23 protein-coding genes are annotated in these 18,753 nt (G+C 46.4%); 21 read left to right on the forward strand and 2 right to left on the reverse strand.

Features of this window, described 5'->3' with window-relative positions; translation table 11 throughout:
- Positions 1–106 precede the first annotated feature (106 nt).
- The 16 genes from fur to M1E06_RS09160 all read left to right on the forward strand — a co-directional run bounded on the left by fur (position 107) and on the right by M1E06_RS09160 (position 12,074).
- Positions 107–556, forward strand: a complete 450-nt coding sequence (gene fur / locus M1E06_RS09085; RefSeq protein WP_003183178.1) for a ferric iron uptake transcriptional regulator — start codon at positions 107–109, stop codon at positions 554–556.
- Positions 557–676: 120 nt separating this feature from the next.
- On the forward strand, positions 677–901 hold the full coding sequence (locus M1E06_RS09090; RefSeq protein ID WP_023855929.1) for a YqzK family protein: 225 nt from the start codon (positions 677–679) through the stop codon (positions 899–901).
- Between the two features lie 6 nt (positions 902–907).
- A complete protein-coding gene (gene xerD / locus M1E06_RS09095; protein ID WP_023855928.1) occupies positions 908–1,798 on the forward strand; it encodes a site-specific tyrosine recombinase XerD in 891 nt (296 codons plus the stop codon).
- Positions 1,799–1,991: 193 nt separating this feature from the next.
- Entirely contained in the window at positions 1,992–3,176 is a 1,185-nt protein-coding gene (gene deoB, locus M1E06_RS09100) for a phosphopentomutase (protein WP_043054372.1), read from the forward strand.
- Positions 3,177–3,196: 20 nt separating this feature from the next.
- Complete coding sequence (locus tag M1E06_RS09105) at positions 3,197–4,003, forward strand: purine-nucleoside phosphorylase (RefSeq protein ID WP_144498504.1); 807 nt, start codon at positions 3,197–3,199, stop codon at positions 4,001–4,003.
- A gap of 157 nt (positions 4,004–4,160) precedes the next feature.
- Positions 4,161–5,333, forward strand: a complete 1,173-nt coding sequence (locus tag M1E06_RS09110; RefSeq protein ID WP_020452034.1) for a D-alanyl-D-alanine carboxypeptidase family protein — start codon at positions 4,161–4,163, stop codon at positions 5,331–5,333.
- Between the two features lie 93 nt (positions 5,334–5,426).
- Positions 5,427–5,780 (forward strand): anti-sigma F factor antagonist, encoded by a 354-nt coding sequence (spoIIAA, locus tag M1E06_RS09115; RefSeq protein WP_020452033.1) that lies wholly within the window; start codon positions 5,427–5,429, stop codon positions 5,778–5,780.
- Positions 5,777–6,217, forward strand: coding sequence for an anti-sigma F factor (spoIIAB, locus tag M1E06_RS09120; RefSeq protein WP_048350199.1), 441 nt, complete (start codon positions 5,777–5,779; stop codon positions 6,215–6,217). Before spoIIAA ends, spoIIAB begins: the two co-directional genes overlap by 4 nt.
- Positions 6,218–6,229: 12 nt before the next feature.
- On the forward strand, positions 6,230–6,997 hold the full coding sequence (gene sigF, locus M1E06_RS09125; RefSeq protein WP_020452031.1) for an RNA polymerase sporulation sigma factor SigF: 768 nt from the start codon (positions 6,230–6,232) through the stop codon (positions 6,995–6,997).
- 153 nt (positions 6,998–7,150) lie between these two features.
- On the forward strand, positions 7,151–7,771 hold the full coding sequence (locus M1E06_RS09130; RefSeq protein WP_020452030.1) for a stage V sporulation protein AA: 621 nt from the start codon (positions 7,151–7,153) through the stop codon (positions 7,769–7,771).
- Positions 7,761–8,186: a stage V sporulation protein AB gene (locus tag M1E06_RS09135; protein WP_025811211.1), complete on the forward strand. Its 426-nt coding sequence runs from the start codon at positions 7,761–7,763 to the stop codon at positions 8,184–8,186. Before M1E06_RS09130 ends, M1E06_RS09135 begins: the two co-directional genes overlap by 11 nt.
- Positions 8,187–8,199: 13 nt before the next feature.
- The gene (gene spoVAC / locus M1E06_RS09140) at positions 8,200–8,649 is read left to right on the forward strand and encodes a stage V sporulation protein AC (RefSeq protein WP_023857501.1); all 450 of its coding nucleotides are present in this window, start codon (positions 8,200–8,202) and stop codon (positions 8,647–8,649) included.
- Positions 8,650–8,661: 12 nt separating this feature from the next.
- Positions 8,662–9,681 carry a stage V sporulation protein AD gene (spoVAD, locus tag M1E06_RS09145; protein ID WP_020452027.1) on the forward strand — a complete coding sequence of 340 codons (1,020 nt, stop codon included), beginning with the start codon at positions 8,662–8,664 and terminating at the stop codon, positions 9,679–9,681.
- A gap of 1 nt (position 9,682) precedes the next feature.
- Complete coding sequence (gene spoVAE / locus M1E06_RS09150; protein ID WP_020452026.1) at positions 9,683–10,033, forward strand: stage V sporulation protein AE; 351 nt, start codon at positions 9,683–9,685, stop codon at positions 10,031–10,033.
- A gap of 6 nt (positions 10,034–10,039) precedes the next feature.
- The gene (locus M1E06_RS09155; RefSeq protein WP_020452025.1) at positions 10,040–10,642 is read left to right on the forward strand and encodes a stage V sporulation protein AE; all 603 of its coding nucleotides are present in this window, start codon (positions 10,040–10,042) and stop codon (positions 10,640–10,642) included.
- Positions 10,602–12,074, forward strand: a complete 1,473-nt coding sequence (locus M1E06_RS09160; RefSeq protein ID WP_035338481.1) for a spore germination protein — start codon at positions 10,602–10,604, stop codon at positions 12,072–12,074. The genes M1E06_RS09155 and M1E06_RS09160 overlap by 41 nt, the downstream gene beginning before the upstream one ends.
- A 44-nt stretch (positions 12,075–12,118) precedes the next feature.
- Here the strand turns inward: M1E06_RS09160 and M1E06_RS09165 are convergent, their stop codons facing one another.
- Positions 12,119–12,448 (reverse strand): hypothetical protein, encoded by a 330-nt coding sequence (locus tag M1E06_RS09165; RefSeq protein WP_023857499.1) that lies wholly within the window; start codon positions 12,446–12,448, stop codon positions 12,119–12,121.
- Between the two features lie 365 nt (positions 12,449–12,813).
- Between M1E06_RS09165 and lysA the strand changes: the two genes are divergently transcribed.
- Together lysA and M1E06_RS09175 are read left to right on the forward strand one after the other, a co-directional pair.
- Positions 12,814–14,133, forward strand: a complete 1,320-nt coding sequence (gene lysA, locus M1E06_RS09170; protein ID WP_020452022.1) for a diaminopimelate decarboxylase — start codon at positions 12,814–12,816, stop codon at positions 14,131–14,133.
- A gap of 259 nt (positions 14,134–14,392) precedes the next feature.
- The gene (locus M1E06_RS09175; RefSeq protein ID WP_023857497.1) at positions 14,393–15,253 is read left to right on the forward strand and encodes a poly-gamma-glutamate hydrolase family protein; all 861 of its coding nucleotides are present in this window, start codon (positions 14,393–14,395) and stop codon (positions 15,251–15,253) included.
- On the opposite strand, the gene M1E06_RS09180 is transcribed toward M1E06_RS09175, so the two are convergent.
- Positions 15,250–16,146: a DUF1002 domain-containing protein gene (locus M1E06_RS09180; protein WP_020452020.1), complete on the reverse strand. Its 897-nt coding sequence runs from the start codon at positions 16,144–16,146 to the stop codon at positions 15,250–15,252. The two genes, M1E06_RS09175 and M1E06_RS09180, sit on opposite strands and share 4 nt — an antisense overlap.
- A 337-nt stretch (positions 16,147–16,483) precedes the next feature.
- On the opposite strand from M1E06_RS09180, the gene M1E06_RS09185 reads away from it, so the two are divergent.
- The 3 genes from M1E06_RS09185 (at position 16,484) to M1E06_RS09195 (ending at position 18,539) form a co-directional block, all read left to right on the forward strand.
- Positions 16,484–16,921 carry a peptidylprolyl isomerase gene (locus M1E06_RS09185; RefSeq protein WP_020452019.1) on the forward strand — a complete coding sequence of 146 codons (438 nt, stop codon included), beginning with the start codon at positions 16,484–16,486 and terminating at the stop codon, positions 16,919–16,921.
- Between the two features lie 228 nt (positions 16,922–17,149).
- Entirely contained in the window at positions 17,150–18,280 is a 1,131-nt protein-coding gene (locus M1E06_RS09190; protein WP_043054368.1) for a Rap family tetratricopeptide repeat protein, read from the forward strand.
- Positions 18,270–18,539 carry a hypothetical protein gene (locus M1E06_RS09195; RefSeq protein WP_023857494.1) on the forward strand — a complete coding sequence of 90 codons (270 nt, stop codon included), beginning with the start codon at positions 18,270–18,272 and terminating at the stop codon, positions 18,537–18,539. The genes M1E06_RS09190 and M1E06_RS09195 overlap by 11 nt, the downstream gene beginning before the upstream one ends.
- Positions 18,540–18,753 lie beyond the last annotated feature (214 nt).

An 18,753-nucleotide genomic window follows, 5' to 3' on the forward strand; every position in this document is an offset into this window, starting at 1 on the left:
ATTAAAAAATATTCATTTTGTTTCTCAATTTATAATGATTATAGTTGGCTCCCTGCGCTTGTTTTGTTATAATAAGCTAGGTAATGCGGCGTAGGAGGGAAAGTCAATGGAAACACGTATTGATCGGATTAAAAAGCAACTGCATTCTTCCAGCTATAAACTCACCCCTCAGCGCGAGGCTACTGTAAGGGTGCTGCTTGAGAATGAGGAAGACCATTTAAGCGCAGAAGATGTATACCTCCTCGTAAAAGAGAAATCTCCTGAGATTGGTCTTGCGACAGTATATCGGACTCTTGAATTGTTAACTGAATTAAAAGTAGTGGATAAAATCAATTTTGGCGACGGTGTGTCAAGATATGACCTCCGTAAAGAAGGTGCCGCACATTTCCATCACCACCTTGTTTGCATGGAATGCGGTTCGGTTGTTGAAATTGAAGAAGATTTGCTTGAAGACGTGGAAGAAATCATTGAAAAGGATTGGAAATTTAAAATAAAAGACCACAGGCTGACGTTCCACGGCATCTGTCATGACTGTCAGCAAAAGGAATCGGAATAGTCTAAACCGGAGAGAACCCTTTCAGCCATGAGCGGGTTCTTTTTTGATTCAGACGTATAAAACTTGTCTCATTTGGCATAAGTTTTAGTAATCGAATCAAAAGAAGGGACCTGAAACCGTATGAAAATGCTGAAAACGGCTGCCGATATGATCAAGGTGTTCGTGCTGTTTACCGGTTTTACCGTCTTGTTTTATTATGCTATGATATGGATAAATTCAGAGTATGAAAACTATCATCGGTATGATAAACCTGAAGGAGCAGCCCTCAAGGTCGCCTCGATGGAAGGGGACGAGCAGGGCAGCTGGTTTAACCGGTTAATCTTTTTTTATTTGAACGGGGAGTAGGATAGCGTGAAAGTTCATATTAAAGACTTTATCCACTACGCCGTTGTTGAACGGGGGCTTTCCCACAACACGGTTGTGAGCTATGAACGGGATTTGAACAGCTACGCCGCCTATTTAGAGGAACAGGAGCAGCTGAGCTCTTTTGACCAGGTGACAAGGCTTACCATCATCCAGTTTTTAAAGCATTTAAAAGACGCCGGAAAATCCGGTAAGACGATTGCGAGGCATCTCGCTTCCATCCGCAGCTTTCACCAGTTTCTGCTGAGGGAAAAAGTAACGGCCCAGGACCCGTCCGTCCATATTGAGTCACAAAAAACGGAACGGACGCTCCCGAAGGTGCTGTCATTACAGGAAGTCGAAACGCTTCTGGATACGCCGAAGCTGACGGGGCCGTTCGGCTACCGCGATAAAGCGATGCTGGAATTACTGTATGCGACAGGAATCCGCGTCAGCGAGATGATCGCATTAAAGCTGTCCGATGTCCATTTATCGATGGGCTTTATCCGCTGCTTCGGGAAAGGAAGAAAGGAGCGGATCGTTCCGCTCGGCGAAGCGGCGTCACATGCGGTCGGCGAATATCTGTCAAAAGCGAGGGGAAAGCTTTTGAAAAAAAATTCCGAAGACGCCCTGTTTCTGAATCACCACGGCAGACAGATGAGCCGGCAGGGGTTTTGGAAAAATTTAAAGAAAATCGCCTTGGAAGCGGGAATTAATAAAGAGCTGACGCCGCATACACTGAGGCACTCATTCGCCACACACCTGCTCGAAAACGGAGCCGATCTCCGGGCCGTTCAGGAAATGCTCGGACACGCCGACATTTCGACGACGCAAATTTATACACATGTGACGAAAACAAGGCTGAAAGACGTATATAAGCAATACCATCCCCGTGCATAGCCTAAAAGAACAGGCGAAAGCACGGTTTTTCATGTTGAGTGTGCAGCAAATTGCGGGAAGTTTCTCACTATTCCCGTTCGTATTGTCAACTGTTGTGTAAACGGTTTATACTTGGCTAATAGCGGTATTTTGGTTTTTTTATGCCAAGCGTGACAGCCTACAGCTGACAGAAAGAAAAAAAGGAGGCCGACAAATGCCTGCATTTGATTACAACCGCGTATTTTTAATTGTGATGGATTCCGTTGGAATCGGCGAGGCGCCTGATGCCGATCAATTTAATGACAAAGGCGCAGATACATTGGGCCATATTGCCGAACACATGGGAGGCATCCGCCTGCCGAACATGTCGAAGCTCGGACTCAGCAATATCCGAGAAATCAAAGGTGTCGAAAAGGCAGAAGAGCCGCTTGCCTATTACGGCAAAATGAAAGAAGCCTCAAACGGAAAAGATACGATGACTGGTCATTGGGAGATAATGGGACTTTACATAGACAAACCTTTCCAGGTGTTTCCCGAAGGTTTTCCGGACGAATTGATCCATGAACTTGAACAGAAGTCCGGAAGAAAAGTGATTGGAAACAAACCTGCATCAGGCACTGCGATTTTGGATGAGCTCGGTGCGGAGCATATGGAAACCGGCGCGCTGATCGTCTACACCTCAGCGGACTCCGTTCTGCAGATTGCCGCACACGAAGAAGTCGTGCCTCTCGAGGAATTGTACAAAATCTGCGAGATCGCGCGCGAGCTTACGCTTGACGAGAAATATATGGTCGGACGCGTCATTGCGAGGCCGTTTGTCGGCAAGCCGGGCGAATTTAAACGGACGCCGAACCGGCATGATTATGCGCTGAAGCCGTTTGACAGAACCGTAATGAATGAATTGAAAGATGACAGCTTTGATGTGATTGCGATCGGCAAAATCTCCGATATCTACGACGGCGAGGGCATTACGGAATCGCTTAGAACGAAATCGAATATGGACGGGATGGATAAGCTGGTGCAAACGCTTGACAAAGATTTTACAGGGATCAGCTTTGTAAACCTCGTGGACTTTGACGCGCTGTTCGGGCACCGCCGCGATCCTGAAGGTTACGGAAAAGCGCTCGAGGAATTCGACGCGCGCCTTCCCGAAGTATTTGAAAAGATGCGTGAAGACGATCTGCTCATCATTACCGCCGACCACGGCAATGATCCGGTTCACCATGGCACAGACCATACAAGGGAGTACGTGCCGCTTCTTGTATACAGCAAAAAGCACGAAAAGCCCGGTGCGCTTCCGCTCGCAGATACATTCGCGGACATCGGCGCGACGATTGCCGACAACTTTAAAACGAATATGCCAAAGTACGGAAAAAGCTTTTTATCCCTGCTGAAATAGGAGGAAACGACGTGAAACAGATGATTGCAAATGCCGCAGACTATATTAAAAGCAAAACAGAAATCAAACCGGCGGTCGGCCTGATTTTGGGATCGGGTCTTGGCGTGCTTGCTGATGAGATAAAAGACGCCGTTCGCATTAAATATGAAGACATCCCGGATTTTCCTGTTTCCACTGTTGAAGGGCATGCCGGACAGCTTGTCATCGGCAGACTTGAAAATGTGCAAGTCGTCGCGATGCAAGGGCGTTTTCATTTTTACGAAGGATATTCAATGGACAAGGTAACCTTCCCGGTACGTGTCATGAAAGAACTCGGGATCGAGACTTTAATTGTGACCAATGCCGCAGGCGGCGTCAATGAATCGTTCCGTCCCGGCGATTTGATGATCATATCCGATCATATCAATTATATGGGAACGAATCCGCTGATCGGGCCGAACGATTCCTCGCTGGGTGTCAGATTCCCTGACATGTCATCCGCATATGATAAGGAACTGCGCCTCTTGGCGAAAAAAACAGCCGAAGAATTGAACATCGGTGTACAAGAAGGGGTTTACACAGCCGTCACAGGACCTACATACGAAACGCCTGCCGAAGTGCGCTTCCTCAGAACGATCGGATCGGATGCTGTCGGCATGTCGACGGTTCCGGAAGTCATCGTTGCAAAACATGCGGGCCTTCGCGTGCTCGGCATTTCGTGTATATCAAACGCGGCAGCCGGAATCCTCGATCAGCCGCTCTCCCATGACGAAGTGATCGAAGTCACCGAAAAAGTAAAAGCCGACTTTTTGCGGTTTGTTAAAGCGGCCGTCGCCAAAATCGGCTAAAACCGCCGCGAAGTTGAAATGGGAGCCAATGCAAGTTCAAATAAGAACCTGCATTGGCTCTTTCTTTTTGCCTGATGAGAAATTTTTTCCAATCAATCCGTATAAATCCAACTGGATTGGAAAAAATAGAGAGGATTACGAAATGGAGGTCTGGGTGATGAAACGTCATTTATCCAAATTGCTGATTTTTACGATAATCCTGATGACTGCGCCGCCGGCGTTTGCAAAAGAGAGCGAAAAGAAACCGTCGGAGCTTGCTGATGACGCAAAATCTGCCGTTTTAATCGAGCGGGATACCGGTAAGGTGATGTATGACAAGAACAGCCGTGAAAAGCTTCCCCCGGCCAGCATGACAAAAGTGATGACCATGCTGTTGATCATGGAAGCTCTTGATGAAGGCAAGATCAAAATGAAAGACAAAGTCAGAACAAGCGAGTATGCCGCTTCAATGGGGGGATCGCAAATTTTCCTTGAGCCCGGCGAAGAAATGACGGTTGAAGATATGCTGAAAGGGATCGCCATCGGATCGGGTAATGATGCCTCTGTGGCAATGGCAGAGCATATTGCCGGATCTGAAGAGGAATTTGTCAAAAGAATGAATGAAAAAGCCGCTGAGCTCGGCCTCAAGGATACATCTTTTCAAAATACGACAGGTCTGCCTGAAGAAGGCCATTACAGCACAGCCTATGACATGGCACTCATGGCGAAAGAGCTTTTAAAATATGAAAACATCACGAAATTTACGGGAACATATGAAGACTATCTGAGAGAAAACAGTGATAAAAAATTCTGGCTCGTCAACACAAACCGCCTCATCAAATTTTATCCCGGCGTTGACGGAGTCAAGACCGGCTTTACAAATGAAGCAAAGTACTGCCTGACAGCTTCAGCGAAAAAAGGAAACATGCGCGTCATCGCTGTCGTTTTTGGTGCCAGTACGCCAAAAGAACGAAATGCCCAAATCACAAAAATGCTTGATTTTGCATTCAGCCAATATGAAACGCATCCGATGTATAAACGCAATGAAATCATTTCCGATTTGAAGGTCAATAAAGGCCATGAGCAAAAAATAAACCTTGTCACATCGGAACCGATTTCCCTTTTGACGAAAAAAGGCGAAAATATCGAAGCTGTTAAAAAAGAAATCAAACAGAAGGAAGATATCCAGGCCCCTGTCAAAAAAGGCACAGAGCTTGGGACGCTCGTATTGAAAAAGGACGGAAAGGTTCTCGCTGAAAGCCCTCTTGTCGCGGAAAAAGACATGGATAAAGCAGGGATGTGGACGATGTTCAAGCGGACGATGACCCACTGGACGAAGTGGAGTGAATAATGCCGAACGGTCACTAGTTTTGTCACGGTGAAGGAATTTATAAAGTCTGAAGCGAAACACTCATTATCCGATTTAAACCAAGGAGGAATGAGGATGAGCCTCGGAATCGATATTCACGTCAAAGAATCCGTACTATGCATTCGGTTGACAGGTGAACTCGATCACCATACAGCAGAAACCTTGAGAAAACAAGTCAGTGACCATCTGGAACAATCCGGTATTCGCCATATTGTCATGAATCTTGCAGACCTTTCGTTTATGGACAGTTCAGGACTTGGCGTCGTGCTCGGCAGATATAAGGAGATTAAACAGCTCGGCGGAGAAATGATCGTCTGCGCCATTTCTCCTGCTGTTAAACGTTTATTTGATATGTCCGGGCTGTTTAAAATCATTCGCCTTGAGCAATCAGAGCAGCGTGCACTTGAAACGTTGGGGGTGGCGTCATGAAAAATGAAATGAATATCCAGTTCACGGCACTCAGCCAAAACGAATCGTTTGCACGGGTGACAGTCGCTGCTTTTATCGCTCAGCTCGACCCGACGATGGATGAACTGACCGAAATTAAAACGGTCGTATCCGAAGCGGTCACAAACGCGATCATACACGGTTATGAAAACTCAGGGCAGGGAGACGTATACATTTCCGTCACCCTTCATGATCATATCGTCTACTTAACGATTCGTGACGAAGGAGTCGGCATCCCTAATCTTGAGGAAGCGCGCCAGCCCCTGTTCACGACAAAGCCTGAACTCGAGCGGTCGGGAATGGGCTTTACGATCATGGAAAATTTCATGGATGATATCTCGATCGACTCCTCACCTGAGATGGGAACCACAATACACTTAACAAAGCACTTATCAAAAAGCAAAGCGCTTTGCAATTAAGGGAGATTTGTTATGGATGTGGAGGTTAAAAAAGAAAACCAGAACACTCAGCTTAAAGACCATGAAGTGAAAGAACTGATTAAAAACAGCCAGAACGGCGATCAAAAAGCAAGGGACCTCCTCATAGAAAAAAACATGCGTCTTGTTTGGTCAGTCGTTCAGCGTTTTTTGAACAGAGGCTATGAGCCTGATGACCTCTTTCAAATCGGCTGCATCGGCCTCTTGAAGTCGGTGGACAAATTCGATCTTTCCTATGACGTTCGGTTTTCCACCTACGCCGTCCCGATGATTATTGGCGAGATTCAGCGGTTTATCAGAGATGACGGAACCGTCAAAGTGAGCCGCTCGCTGAAAGAACTCGGCAACAAAATCCGGCGGGCAAAAGACGAGCTTTCCAAGTCAAACGGCCGGATTCCGACCGTTCAGGAAATCGCCGATTATCTCGAAATCAGTTCGGAAGAGGTCGTGATGGCCCAGGAAGCGGTCCGCTCTCCCTCATCCATTCATGAAACGGTTTACGAAAACGACGGAGATCCGATTACACTTCTGGATCAAATCGCCGATCAGTCGGAAGAGAAGTGGTTCGATAAAATCGCTTTGAAGGAAGCCATCAAGGATTTGGATGAACGGGAAAAGCTGATTGTTTATTTAAGGTATTACAAAGACAAGACGCAATCTGAAGTTGCCGACCGCCTCGGCATATCCCAGGTGCAAGTGTCGAGGCTTGAAAAAAAGATTTTAAAGCAAATCAAAAACCAGATGGATCAATTTGAAAGCTGAGGCTGCTCGGATGTCTAATGAAAAACCGGAACGCTCCAAAAAAGAGTGTTCCGGTTTTTTTCGTGGTAATTTATGGTCTTTTGCCGCTTGCTGAATGATAAATGGGATGTACTTCATACTACAACTATAACCATCATATAGGAAGTGACCCAGATGGAACGTCAAGTTTTTATCAGACTCCGCCACCGGCTTGAGGCCGATCCCGATGAATTGATTCTGCTCGGCCATATCGCACAGGTAGCGGGCGACCGCCGATACAAAGAAAAGCTTGAACGGCTGCCTATTTATCAGGTCAGCAAAGCGGATCAAAGCATGGTGGTGTTGGACGTGATGAAGGTGATCGAAGCTGTACATAAATCGTTTCCTGACCTTGACGTCCAAACCGTCGGCGGTTCTGAAACCATCGTGGAGATCCAATATCCGAAAAGGGGGCTGTCTCCCGTACTGTTCGTCGGCGTCTGGCTGCTCCTGTTCGTCGGTGCCGGCCTTGCTGTCATGAACTTTCATGAAGATGTCAGCATGAGGGACGTACACATCTTGCTTTACGAAATGGTGACGGGCAAGGAGAACCGCTATCCATACCTTTTGCAGATTCCGTACAGCATCGGTCTCGGTCTCGGCATGATTTTGTTTTTTAATCATTTATTTAAAAAACGGTTTAACGAGGAGCCGAGTCCTCTGGAGGTCGAGATGTTTAAATATCAGCTTGATTTGGACCATTATGTGGCATTGCACGAAAACAAAGAAACGACAAAGGATATTCATGATCATTAGCGTGATCTTTATCATCTTTCTCGGACTCGCAGGAGGGATTGCGGTTGGATCTGGATTTGTCGCTTTTCTTACCGTGCTTGGCATTATCCCGAGACTGACTCAGCTGACGAAAACGCAAGGGTTTATCCAGGCGTATGAATGGGCTGTCATTCTGGGCGCGGTGTTCGGAGGGTGGGAATCGCTGAACATGTCCCGCTTTTTTTTATCCAAATGGCTGCTTGTTCCGATCGGCCTTTTTGCGGGCGTTTTCATCGGAATGCTTGCAGCGGCGCTGACAGAAGTGTTGAACGTGCTTCCGATACTGGCGAAACGCATCGGTATGGGGGACAGGATTTTGATTCTTTTAATGGCCATTGTGTTCGGGAAGATCCTTGGCTCGATGTTTCAATGGCTCATTTTTGTTCATTTGTCATAAAAGGAGGAATATGATGTCAAATTTGAAAGATAATTACCAATCGAAAGTCAAAGCTTATCAGCCTACGCCGCCTTATGTCCTGAACTGTATCAAGGCTTTTCTTGTCGGCGGTCTGATCTGTACGATCGGCCAGGCTCTCCAGAATTTTTATATGGCCGTATTCCACTTTGATGAAAAAACAGCTGGAAACCCGACGGTTGCTACGCTCATCTTAATCTCCGCTCTGTTAACAGGCCTTGGCGTCTACGACAGAATCGGCCAGTTTGCCGGTGCTGGTTCCGCCGTTCCGGTTACAGGGTTTGCCAACAGTATGACGAGTGCAGCCCTTGAGCATAAAAGTGAAGGCTATGTCCTCGGCGTGGGGACAAACATGTTCAAGCTTGCCGGAAACGTCATCGTGTTCGGCGTTGTGGCCGCTTATATTGTGGGAATGATCCGCTTTGCCTTTGACAAGTTGTTTTAGGAGGAAAACATCATGAAATTAACAGGAAAACAAACATGGGAGTTCGAGAACCCGCTGTTTGTTAACTCAAGCGGAACAGCGGTCGGACCTAAAGAAAAAGAAGGTCCGCTTGGACACTTATTCGACAAAACCTATGATGAAATGCACTGCAACCAGAAAAACTGGGAGATGGCAGAGCGCAAGCTGATGGAGGATGCGGTTCAGACCGCGTTATCAAAACAAAATCTTAAAAAGGAAGACATCGATATCTTTTTGGCAGGCGATCTGCTCAACCAAAACGTGACAGCCAACTATGTGGCGAGGCATTTGAAAATTCCTTTTCTTTGCTTATTTGGAGCATGCTCGACATCAATGGAATCGATCGCGATCAGTTCGGCATTGATTGACGGAGGGTTCGCAAAGCGTGCCCTAGCGGCAACCAGCAGTCATAATGCTACTGCTGAAAGGCAGTTTCGCTACCCGACGGAATACGGCGGCCAAAAGCCGGGAACCGCTACATCCACAGTGACCGGAAGCGGAGCAGTCGTCCTCAGTCAGCAGCCCGGCGGCATCAAAATCAGCAGTGCAACCGTCGGAAGAGTTATCGACTTGGGGATTACCGATTCGCAGGATATGGGGTCGGCGATGGCCCCCGCTGCGGCGGATACGATCAAGCAGCATTTAGAGGATCTGGGACGCACCCCTGATGATTACGATCTGATTTTAACCGGCGACCTTTCAGGTGTCGGCAGCCCGATTTTAAAGGATTTGTTAAAAGAGGAAGGAATCAATGTCGGGACAAAACATAATGACTGCGGACTGATGATCTATACACCTGACCAGCAGGTTTTTGCAGGCGGAAGCGGATGTGCTTGTTCCGCTGTCGTCACCTTTGGCCACATTTTTAAAGAAATTGAAGCGGGAAGGCTGAACAGAGTGCTTGTTGTAGCGACAGGCGCCCTTTTAAGCCCGACGATCGTCCAGCAAAAAGAATCGATACCATGCATTGCCCATGGCGTCGTATTTGAACGGGCCGAAGGGGGGAACGCTTAAGATGGAATATGTCATTGCTTTTATTGCAGGAGGATTGATTTGCGTCATCGGCCAGCTTTTGCTTGATATCTTTAAAATGACGCCGGCTCATGTCATGTCAACTTTTGTCGTATCAGGAGCGATCCTTGACGGTTTCGGCCTTTACGACCGTTTTATCGAATTTGCCGGTGCCGGGGCTACAGTCCCGATTGTCAGCTTCGGCCATTCTCTTTTGCACGGCGCGATGCACCAGGCTGAGGAACATGGCTTTATCGGAATCGGCATGGGGATATTCGAACTGACATCTGCCGGTGTATCTGCCGCTATCTTGTTTGCTTTTCTTGTTGCCGTGATTTTTAAACCGAAAGGATAAAGGATAATGCCAGCAAAACGCAAGGTCATTTTGGTCACAGACGGCGATATATACGCTGCAAAAGCAATCGAATATGCGGCAAGAAAAACGGGCGGCCGCTGTATTTCCCAATCGGCGGGGAATCCAAGCATTAAAACGGGACCGGAGCTTGTATCCATGATCCTAGAAACCCCTCATGATCCTGTATTCGTCATGTTTGATGATTCCGGACTTCAAGGCGAAGGGCCGGGAGAGACAGCGATGAAATATGTAGCGATGCATGCCGATATCGAGGTGCTCGGGGTCATCGCCGTCGCTTCAAAAACTCATTATGCAGAGTGGACAAGGATCGATGTATCAATCGATGCGGAAGGTGAACTGACGGAATTCGGCGTCGATAAACACGGGGTCAAAGAGCTCGATGTCAAACGAATGAACGGTGACACGGTCTATTGCCTTGATCAGCTGGATGTTCCGATCATCGTCGGAATCGGTGATATCGGTAAAATGAACAGAAAAGACGATGTGGAAAAAGGGTCGCCGATTACAATGAAAGCGGTCGAGCTCATTTTAGAAAGGAGCGGGTATCATGAGTGCTCAAAAGCAAGAGAAGACGAACGTATTCCTTGATCCTTCTAAGAATGAAGCGTATTTCAAGAAGCGGGTCGGCATGGGAGAAAGCTTTGACCTTGGCGTACGCAAGGTCTTTATCCTCGGCCATGAAGTTCAGCTTTATTATGTCAACGGGTTGTGCGACACCCAATACATCATTCACCTGTTAAGGGAACTGGTGCATCTCAATGATAAAGAAAAAGAGTCGGGCGAGGTCGAAGACATTGTCGAAAACAGGCTTTTGAACCAGCAGGTTTCAAAAGCAGAAACGCTTGATGAAGCGGTGGACCAAGTGCTGTCGGGACTGGTTGCCATCATCGTCGAAGATGCGGGATTTGCATTTATCATTGATGTCAGAAGCTATCCGGGCAGAACGCCGGAAGAGCCTGATACAGAAAAAGTCGTACGCGGTGCAAGAGACGGGCTCGTCGAGAACATCATCGTCAACACAGCCCTGATCAGACGCCGGATCAGAGATGAACGCCTGCGCTATAAAATGCTTCATATCGGTGAACGCTCCAAAACAGACATCTGCCTTTGCTATTTGGAAGATGTTGCAGATCCCGATCTTGTTGAAGTATTAAAAAAAGAAATTGAAAATGTGAAGATCGACGGACTGCCGATGTCGGATAAATCGGTAGAGGAATTCATTGTCGGCCAAGGCTTCAATCCGTTTCCGCTTGTCAGGTTTACGGAAAGGGCAGACGTAGCCGCAAGCCATATTTTAGAGGGGCATGTCATCGTGATCGTCGATACGTCGCCAAGCGTCATCATTACGCCGACGACTTTGTTTCACCATGTACAGCATGCTGAGGAATACAGACAGACACCGGCTGTTGGGACGTTTTTAAGGTGGGTGCGGTTTTTCGGTATTTTGGCCTCCACCTTTTTGCTGCCGCTTTGGCTATTGTTTGTCATTCAGCCGTCGCTCTTGCCTGATAATTTATCGTTTATCGGTTTAAACAAAGACACTCATATCCCGATTATCATGCAGATTTTCCTGGCGGATCTCGGCGTCGAATTTTTAAGAATGGCCGCCATTCATACGCCGACGGCGCTTTCGACTGCAATGGGCCTGATCGCTGCCGTATTGATCGGCGATATCGCGATCAATGTCGGCTTGTTTTCTCCCGAAGTCATTTTATACGTTTCCCTCTCGGCAATCGGAGCGTACACGACACCAAGCTACGAGCTGAGTCTGGCGAATAAAATGGTGAAGCTGTTTATGCTGATATTGGTGGCGCTTTTTAAAGTGGAGGGATTTGTCATCGGATTAACGATCTTAACTATAGTGATGACTTCGATCAGATCCTTGCGGACGCCTTACTTATGGCCTCTCCTCCCGTTCAACGGAAAAGCGTTTTGGCATGTTCTCGTGCGCACTTCCGTTCCCGGGGGAAAAGTCAGGCCGAGCATCGTTCATCCGCGAAACCGCTCCAGACAGCCGTGAAGACGGTATTCCAAGAGGCTTTTCCCCGGGGAAAAGCCTCTTTTTCAGTAATCGAATTCAGGTCTTTGGGTCCCGATGCCTCTGTATTCGTTCGCAGAGATCGCGACTGCCCGGAGGCTGCAGATGTTGTTCTGTCTTCTGATCGGATAGACGACATACAGCATTTCGCGGCCGGACGGGTCAAACGTTGACGAATGAAGGAAAACCTCGGTTCCTCTCCGCCAAAATCTCGTATTCGCCGGAGCTGTAATAATCTGCCCTTCATAAGGCTCGTAAATTCGCTGTTCATGATGTACAGCCGGCTGATAAGAGCCGTATACATCTTCCGGTGTATAGCCTGGAGCCGGGGTGTAGGGGTAACGGTTTGGATACATATGATAACCTCTTTCCCACTTCGTTTTTTTAGTTTTCATCTTTAAGATTATATTCAGGTAAATGCCTATTTGTATGGGCGATAATCTTGATTTTTCAGCTCTTTTTTTAACTGAATGGACGTTATGTATGCCTATTTCTATCAAGTGCTGTTTTCTGTTATTCTATAATCAATAGAATGGATTGGTTTTTTAGGGGATTATTCCCTTTGTAAATCAAGAAAATTTGGACAAATGGTGGTTTAGTTTTTAAAACGAAATGTTATAATACAACATAAGAATCGCACTATCATGAAGCCGGAAGATGCATCGGGCAGCAATCGGACCGCCCCTTGCACCTTTGTAGATAGAGAAAGAGGGAATGACAATTGTTTTTACATGGTACTAGCAGACGAAATGAAAGTGGACACCTCGAAATCGGCGGTGTCGATGTTCTATCATTGGCAGAAAGATATGGAACACCTCTTTATGTATACGATGTCGCGCTGATAAGAGAGCGCGCTCGAAAATTCCAGAAGGCATTCAGGGAAGCCGGTTTAAAAGCGCAGGTAGCGTATGCAAGCAAGGCGTTTTCAGCGGTCGCCATGATTCAGCTTGCCGAACAAGAGGGGCTGTCTCTGGATGTGGTATCGGGAGGAGAGCTTTTTACTGCGATCAAAGCAGGGTTCCCCGCTGAACGGATTCATTTTCACGGAAACAATAAGAGCCCTGAAGAACTAGCCATGGCTCTGGAGCATCAAATCGGCTGCATCGTGCTCGATAACTTTCACGAGATCGCCATTACAGAAAAGCTTTGCAAGCAATCAGGACAAACTGTAGACGTTTTGCTCAGAATCACACCGGGAGTTGAAGCGCACACGCATGATTATATTACGACGGGACAGGAAGATTCGAAATTCGGTTTTGATCTGCACAATGGGCAGGTCGAACAAGCCATCGAACAAGTCCTTCGCTCATCTGCGTTTAAGCTCCTCGGCGTGCACTGCCACATCGGTTCGCAAATTTTTGATACGGCGGGATTTGTTCTTGCGGCAGACAAGATCTTTGAAAAGCTCGCTGAATGGAGGGAGACTTACTCATTCATTCCGGAAGTGCTCAATCTCGGCGGGGGCTTCGGCATCCGCTATACAAAAGACGACGAGCCGCTCGCTGCCGATGTCTATGTTGAAAAAATCATCGAGGCGGTCAAAGCAAATGCCGAGCATTTCGGCTTTGACATCCCTGAGATTTGGATCGAACCGGGCAGGTCTCTCGTCGGAGATGCGGGAACCACGCTGTACACGACCGGTTCGCAAAAAGAGGTGCCGGGCATTCGCAAATATGTGGCTGTTGACGGCGGCATGAGCGATAATATCAGGCCGGCGCTTTATGAGGCAAAATATGAAGCGGCCGTCGCCAACAGGATGAACGATGCTTGTCATGATACCGTATCAATTGCAGGAAAATGCTGTGAAAGCGGAGATATGCTGATTTGGGATTTGGAAATCCCCGAAGTTCGTGACGGAGATGTGCTCGCCGTTTTCTGCACCGGTGCATACGGCTACAGCATGGCCAACAACTACAACCGCATTCCGCGCCCGGCCGTCGTTTTTGTCGAGGATGGAGAAGCGCAGCTCGTCATTCAGAGAGAGACGTATGAGGATATCGTCAAGCTGGATCTGCCGCTGAAATCGAAAGTAAAACAATAAAAAAATGGAGATTCCCTCAAGGGGGTCTCCATTTTTTTATTCAAAAAAGAATTTTTTCCCGTTTGCCGCATGAAGAATATTTCCCGGCCATCGGGGGTGTTTTTTGCAAAAAAGATCATGACATGCATAGAACAGCGACCGGGCTGATTGTATATAATATTGGGAATTTAACAAAAATTTAACAAAGGAGATGGTAAAGGCAATGATCAAGGTGAAAAGGATGAGATTTGCTGATTTTGCGGATTTAGAGGCGGAGTAGATGAAACCGGCCAAAGTATCCCTACTCCACCGCATGCTCCAGTGCCTGAAGCAATGTGTTGATTGTAACATAGCGAAGTGTTTTACAGCAATAAACAGTTCTGTGAATATTTTATTAATTTCTGCTGTGATTTCATTCCCATATTCTGCTGCGGCTCATCCTGCAACACAGTCCGCTGATAAATATTCAAGCTTTGAAGAATTGAAGCGGAATGAAGATCCGGCGTCTTACCGAATGACGGAGAAGGACGCAAAAGTGCCGATGCTCATCATGGCGATCCATGGAGGCGGCATCGAACCCGGAACAAGTGAAATCGCCAATGAAGTGGCGAAAAATTATTCCTTGTACTTGTTTGAAGGGCTGAAATCATCAGGCAATAGGGATCTTCACATTACAAGCACCCGTTTTGACGAGCCGGCGGCGCTCGCCATCACTGCGAGTCACCAGTATGTCATGTCGCTTCACGGCTATTACAGTGAAGACCGCGCTATTAAAGTGGGCGGGACAGACCGCGTTAAAATCAGAATATTGGTTGATGAGCTGAATCGCTCGGGGTTTGCCGCTGAAATGCTGGCGACGGACGACAAGTACGCCGGAACCCATCCGAATAACATCGCCAACAAGTCGCTTTCCGGGCTGAGCATTCAGCTTGAAATGAGCACAGGATTCCGCCAATCTTTATTTGATCGGTTCACGCTAAAAGACAGGGCAGCGACGCAAAACGAAACGTTTTACCGATTTACAAAACTGCTGACCGATTTTATTCACGAAAACTATGAAGAAGACGGAGGGGACTTCCCCTCTGCAAAAATAAAACACCCCCTTCAATTGAAAAAGGAGGTGTTTTGGCGGTTGTGTTAACCGTTGGACTCTGAGGTGCCGCCGCCGGTGAATACGGAAACGATGGCATTCCACAGAGACACAAAGAAGTCGATCAGTTTTTGAAGGAAATTTTGTCCTTCTTCAGAATCCAGGAATTTCGTGATTTTATCTTTTGCTTTGTCAAGCTGGTCTCCAACCTGGTTCCAGTCGATATTAATATTTTTCATGTTATTAAATAAAGACATGAGAGATTTTTTCTGATCCTCTGTGAGCGTCACGCCCAGATCGGAAGCGGCGGAATCAATCGTTTTTTCCAATTCCTCTTTTGATTCGGGAACCCCGTTTTTCGAGATTTCTTCCTTGACTTTGGCCATCAGCGCTGATGCATTCTCACTGCCGATTTTCTCGCCAAGCTCTGAAGTGGTGACTAGCTCTTCATTCGCGACTTTTTTCACGTCTTCGGAGATCTTTTCGCCCGAAGTCGTTTCATAGGCTTTCATTAAACCGGTCAAAGCGGCTGTGCCTGATACTTCAAATGGTGCAGTGATATAGACTTTAGCGTCTTTTACACCGGCTGTCATCAGCGCGTTTAAATACATTTCATCCGTAATTCTGCTGATATTGTGTGTCTGCACTTCCAAACCGGTGCCTTTTTTCGCTACGGTAATCGAAGAAGAAGAAATCGCTCTTGTTCCGATTTGTGCTTTCGGTATATAATCCCCTAAATATTTATGCTCCTCATCATTTGTCACCTCGATGATGGTCGCATTTTCAGGCGCATTCATTTCTTTTAATACCTTTTGTCTGTCCTGGCTTGACAAGTCTTTCCCCAGCGTGACGATCACATCACCCACTGCGGCGTCAGCAAAGCTGACCTGTGGGAAAATGAGCAGACACAATGCTGTAAAGATTCCTAGTATCGATTTTTTCAAGCTCAATGCCCTCCTTAAAAATGCAGGCTTCAGGCAGAATTGCTGTACTTTTAAAGAAGCCTGCCGGAACGGAAATAATGCGTTCCGAAATATAGACGGATGAAAGATGAGAGAGGTTTCAAAGAAAAAAAGAGATCCATTTTTCTTCAAGTCAAATGCCCTCCGGGTATCGTATCACACCGCTCTTTTATCATTCATGATTTTCACAGGCGATTCAACCTTTTTTTAAAATCTTTTACAAAAGTGATGCAAGAGCGCCGTTTATTTCAGGTAGATTGGCTCTGTGCTTCTTTGATATGATATAATGACCCTTGTGAAATGAAAGGAGAGAATCAAGATGGCTAAAAAAGGATACATACAACTGACAAACGGCAAAAAAATCGAGTTTGAACTATATCCGGAAGCGGCGCCGGGAACTGTCGCCAACTTTGAAAAACTTGCAAACGAAGGGTTCTATGACGGGTTGAAGTTCCACCGCGTCATTCCGGGCTTCGTCAGCCAAGGAGGCTGCCCGCACGGCACCGGAACAGGCGGACCTGGATATACGATTAAATGCGAGACAGAAGGGAATCCGCATAAACACGAAGCCGGTTCTCTCTCAATGGCTCACGCAGGAAAAGATACTGGAGGCAGCCAATTCTTTATCGTCCATGAGCCTCAGCCGCACTTGAACGGCGTACACACTGTTTTTGGAAAAGTCACATCAGGTCTTGATGCTGTCACTTCAATGGAGCAGGGACAAGGCATGGAAAAAGTCGAAGTATTTGACGCATAATTAGAAAGCGAAGAAACAGCCCGCTAAGCCGGGCTGTTTTTTGTCTGAAACGGTGTTCATTTTCCAGATGCAATAGGACCAGGGACCGATTCTTCGACCGCGTTTTGCTAGGAAATGATGATCCTAATAAATAAAATAATTGTGAAAAAATGACCCTTTATGTAAAATATATTCAAGTGAAGAGCTAGAAAGAGAACGCAATCTGTACAAAAGGAAGGGGCGTAAGGGGTGAGCGTAAAAATCCCATCGACTGCAGTCGGCGTAAAAATTAATGACTGGTATAACGCGATACGCAAATTCAATGTTACGGACGCCGAAATGCTGAAGGCAGAAATTGAGCGCGAAATTTCTCAAATGGAAGAAGATCAAGACTTATTATTGTATTACGCCTTAATGGAATTCAGACACAGAATCATGCTTGATTACGTAAAACCATTGGAAGAAGGCGAAACCCCGCCTGACTTTTCTGAAATATTAAAAGATATCGAAGATGAACAAGGAAAGCTGACAGGCCTGCTTGAATATTATTTCAATTTTTTTAGAGGGATGTATGAATATAAAAACCATGATTATATTAAAGCGATCTCTTTTTACAGGCGCGCCGAAAAAAAGCTGCTGCATGTCGAGGACGAAATAGAGAGAGCAGAGTTTCATTTTAAAATGGCTGAAGTGTTTTATCATATGAAACAGAGCCACGTGTCGATGAACTATGCGCTTCAAGCGATTGAAACCTACCAGGCGCATGAAACTTACACGGTTCGGAGAATCCAATGCGAGTTCGTCATCGCAGGCAACTATGACGATCTGGATTCGAATGAAAAAGCGCTTTCGCATCTTGAAAAGGCGCTGAAGCTTTCACAGGAGAAAGGCCAGCTCATATTGGAAGGACACACCTATTACAATTTGGGTAACTGCTATTATAAGATGGGGGATTTTAATCGGGCGGCTGAATACTTCAACAGAGCTGCTGCGATTTATCAAGAAGAGTCATCAGATATTCTCCCAAAAGCGTTTTTTAGTCTTGCACATGCATATTTCAAGCTGAAGCAGCTGGAACAGGCGGATGACGCGTTAAACAAAGGGATTGACATCGCCCGGCGATCAGACGATTCGATCTATCTATCAAAATTTCATTTTTTGAAAGCCTTGTATCTTGATGATGACGGAAGAGCTCAAATGCTGGAAACTTTTCAGCTGCTCGGGTCAAAAAAGATGTATCCCGATATTGAGGACTTGGCATTGGAAGCTGCTGAATACTATAATGAAATTGGGCGCTTGAGCGACTCTGTTTATTTCTATCAAACGGTATTCAGTGCTCGAAAACAAATGAAAAAAGGGGACTGGTCGTATGAAATCTAAACTGTTGTTAACCGCCGCTGCTTCAGTAGCAGGACTTTCTCTGGCAAGTGCTGTGCTGATGACGCAAACAGATGGTATGAAAGTCGCCGAGAGAAATGTAACGTCCGCACCGACGCAAATCGCCGAGAGAAACGTAACGTCCACACCGGTGCAAATCGCTGAGAGAAATGTAACATCCGCACCGGTACATGTTGCTGAGAGAAACGTAACATCTGCCAAAACGTCACCGATTCATATCGGAGAACGAAATGTAACATAATATTCCGTCAAAGGGCAGTGCTCGCTTATATGAGCACTGCCTTTTTTATGTCCGATAAAAAGAGGATAGGTGTGAAATAACACGTAAAAAGTCCCCTTTAGGGGGTGTTTTTTGTTTATTTTTTGAAACAAAATGCAAATAAGGACGTATATCCTTGGAAGGAATGCTAAATTTTTTTATAATAAAACTTATCAGAACTAAATAAGGAGATCAA

The sequence above is a fragment of the Bacillus sp. AK124 genome, from assembly GCF_053903085.1.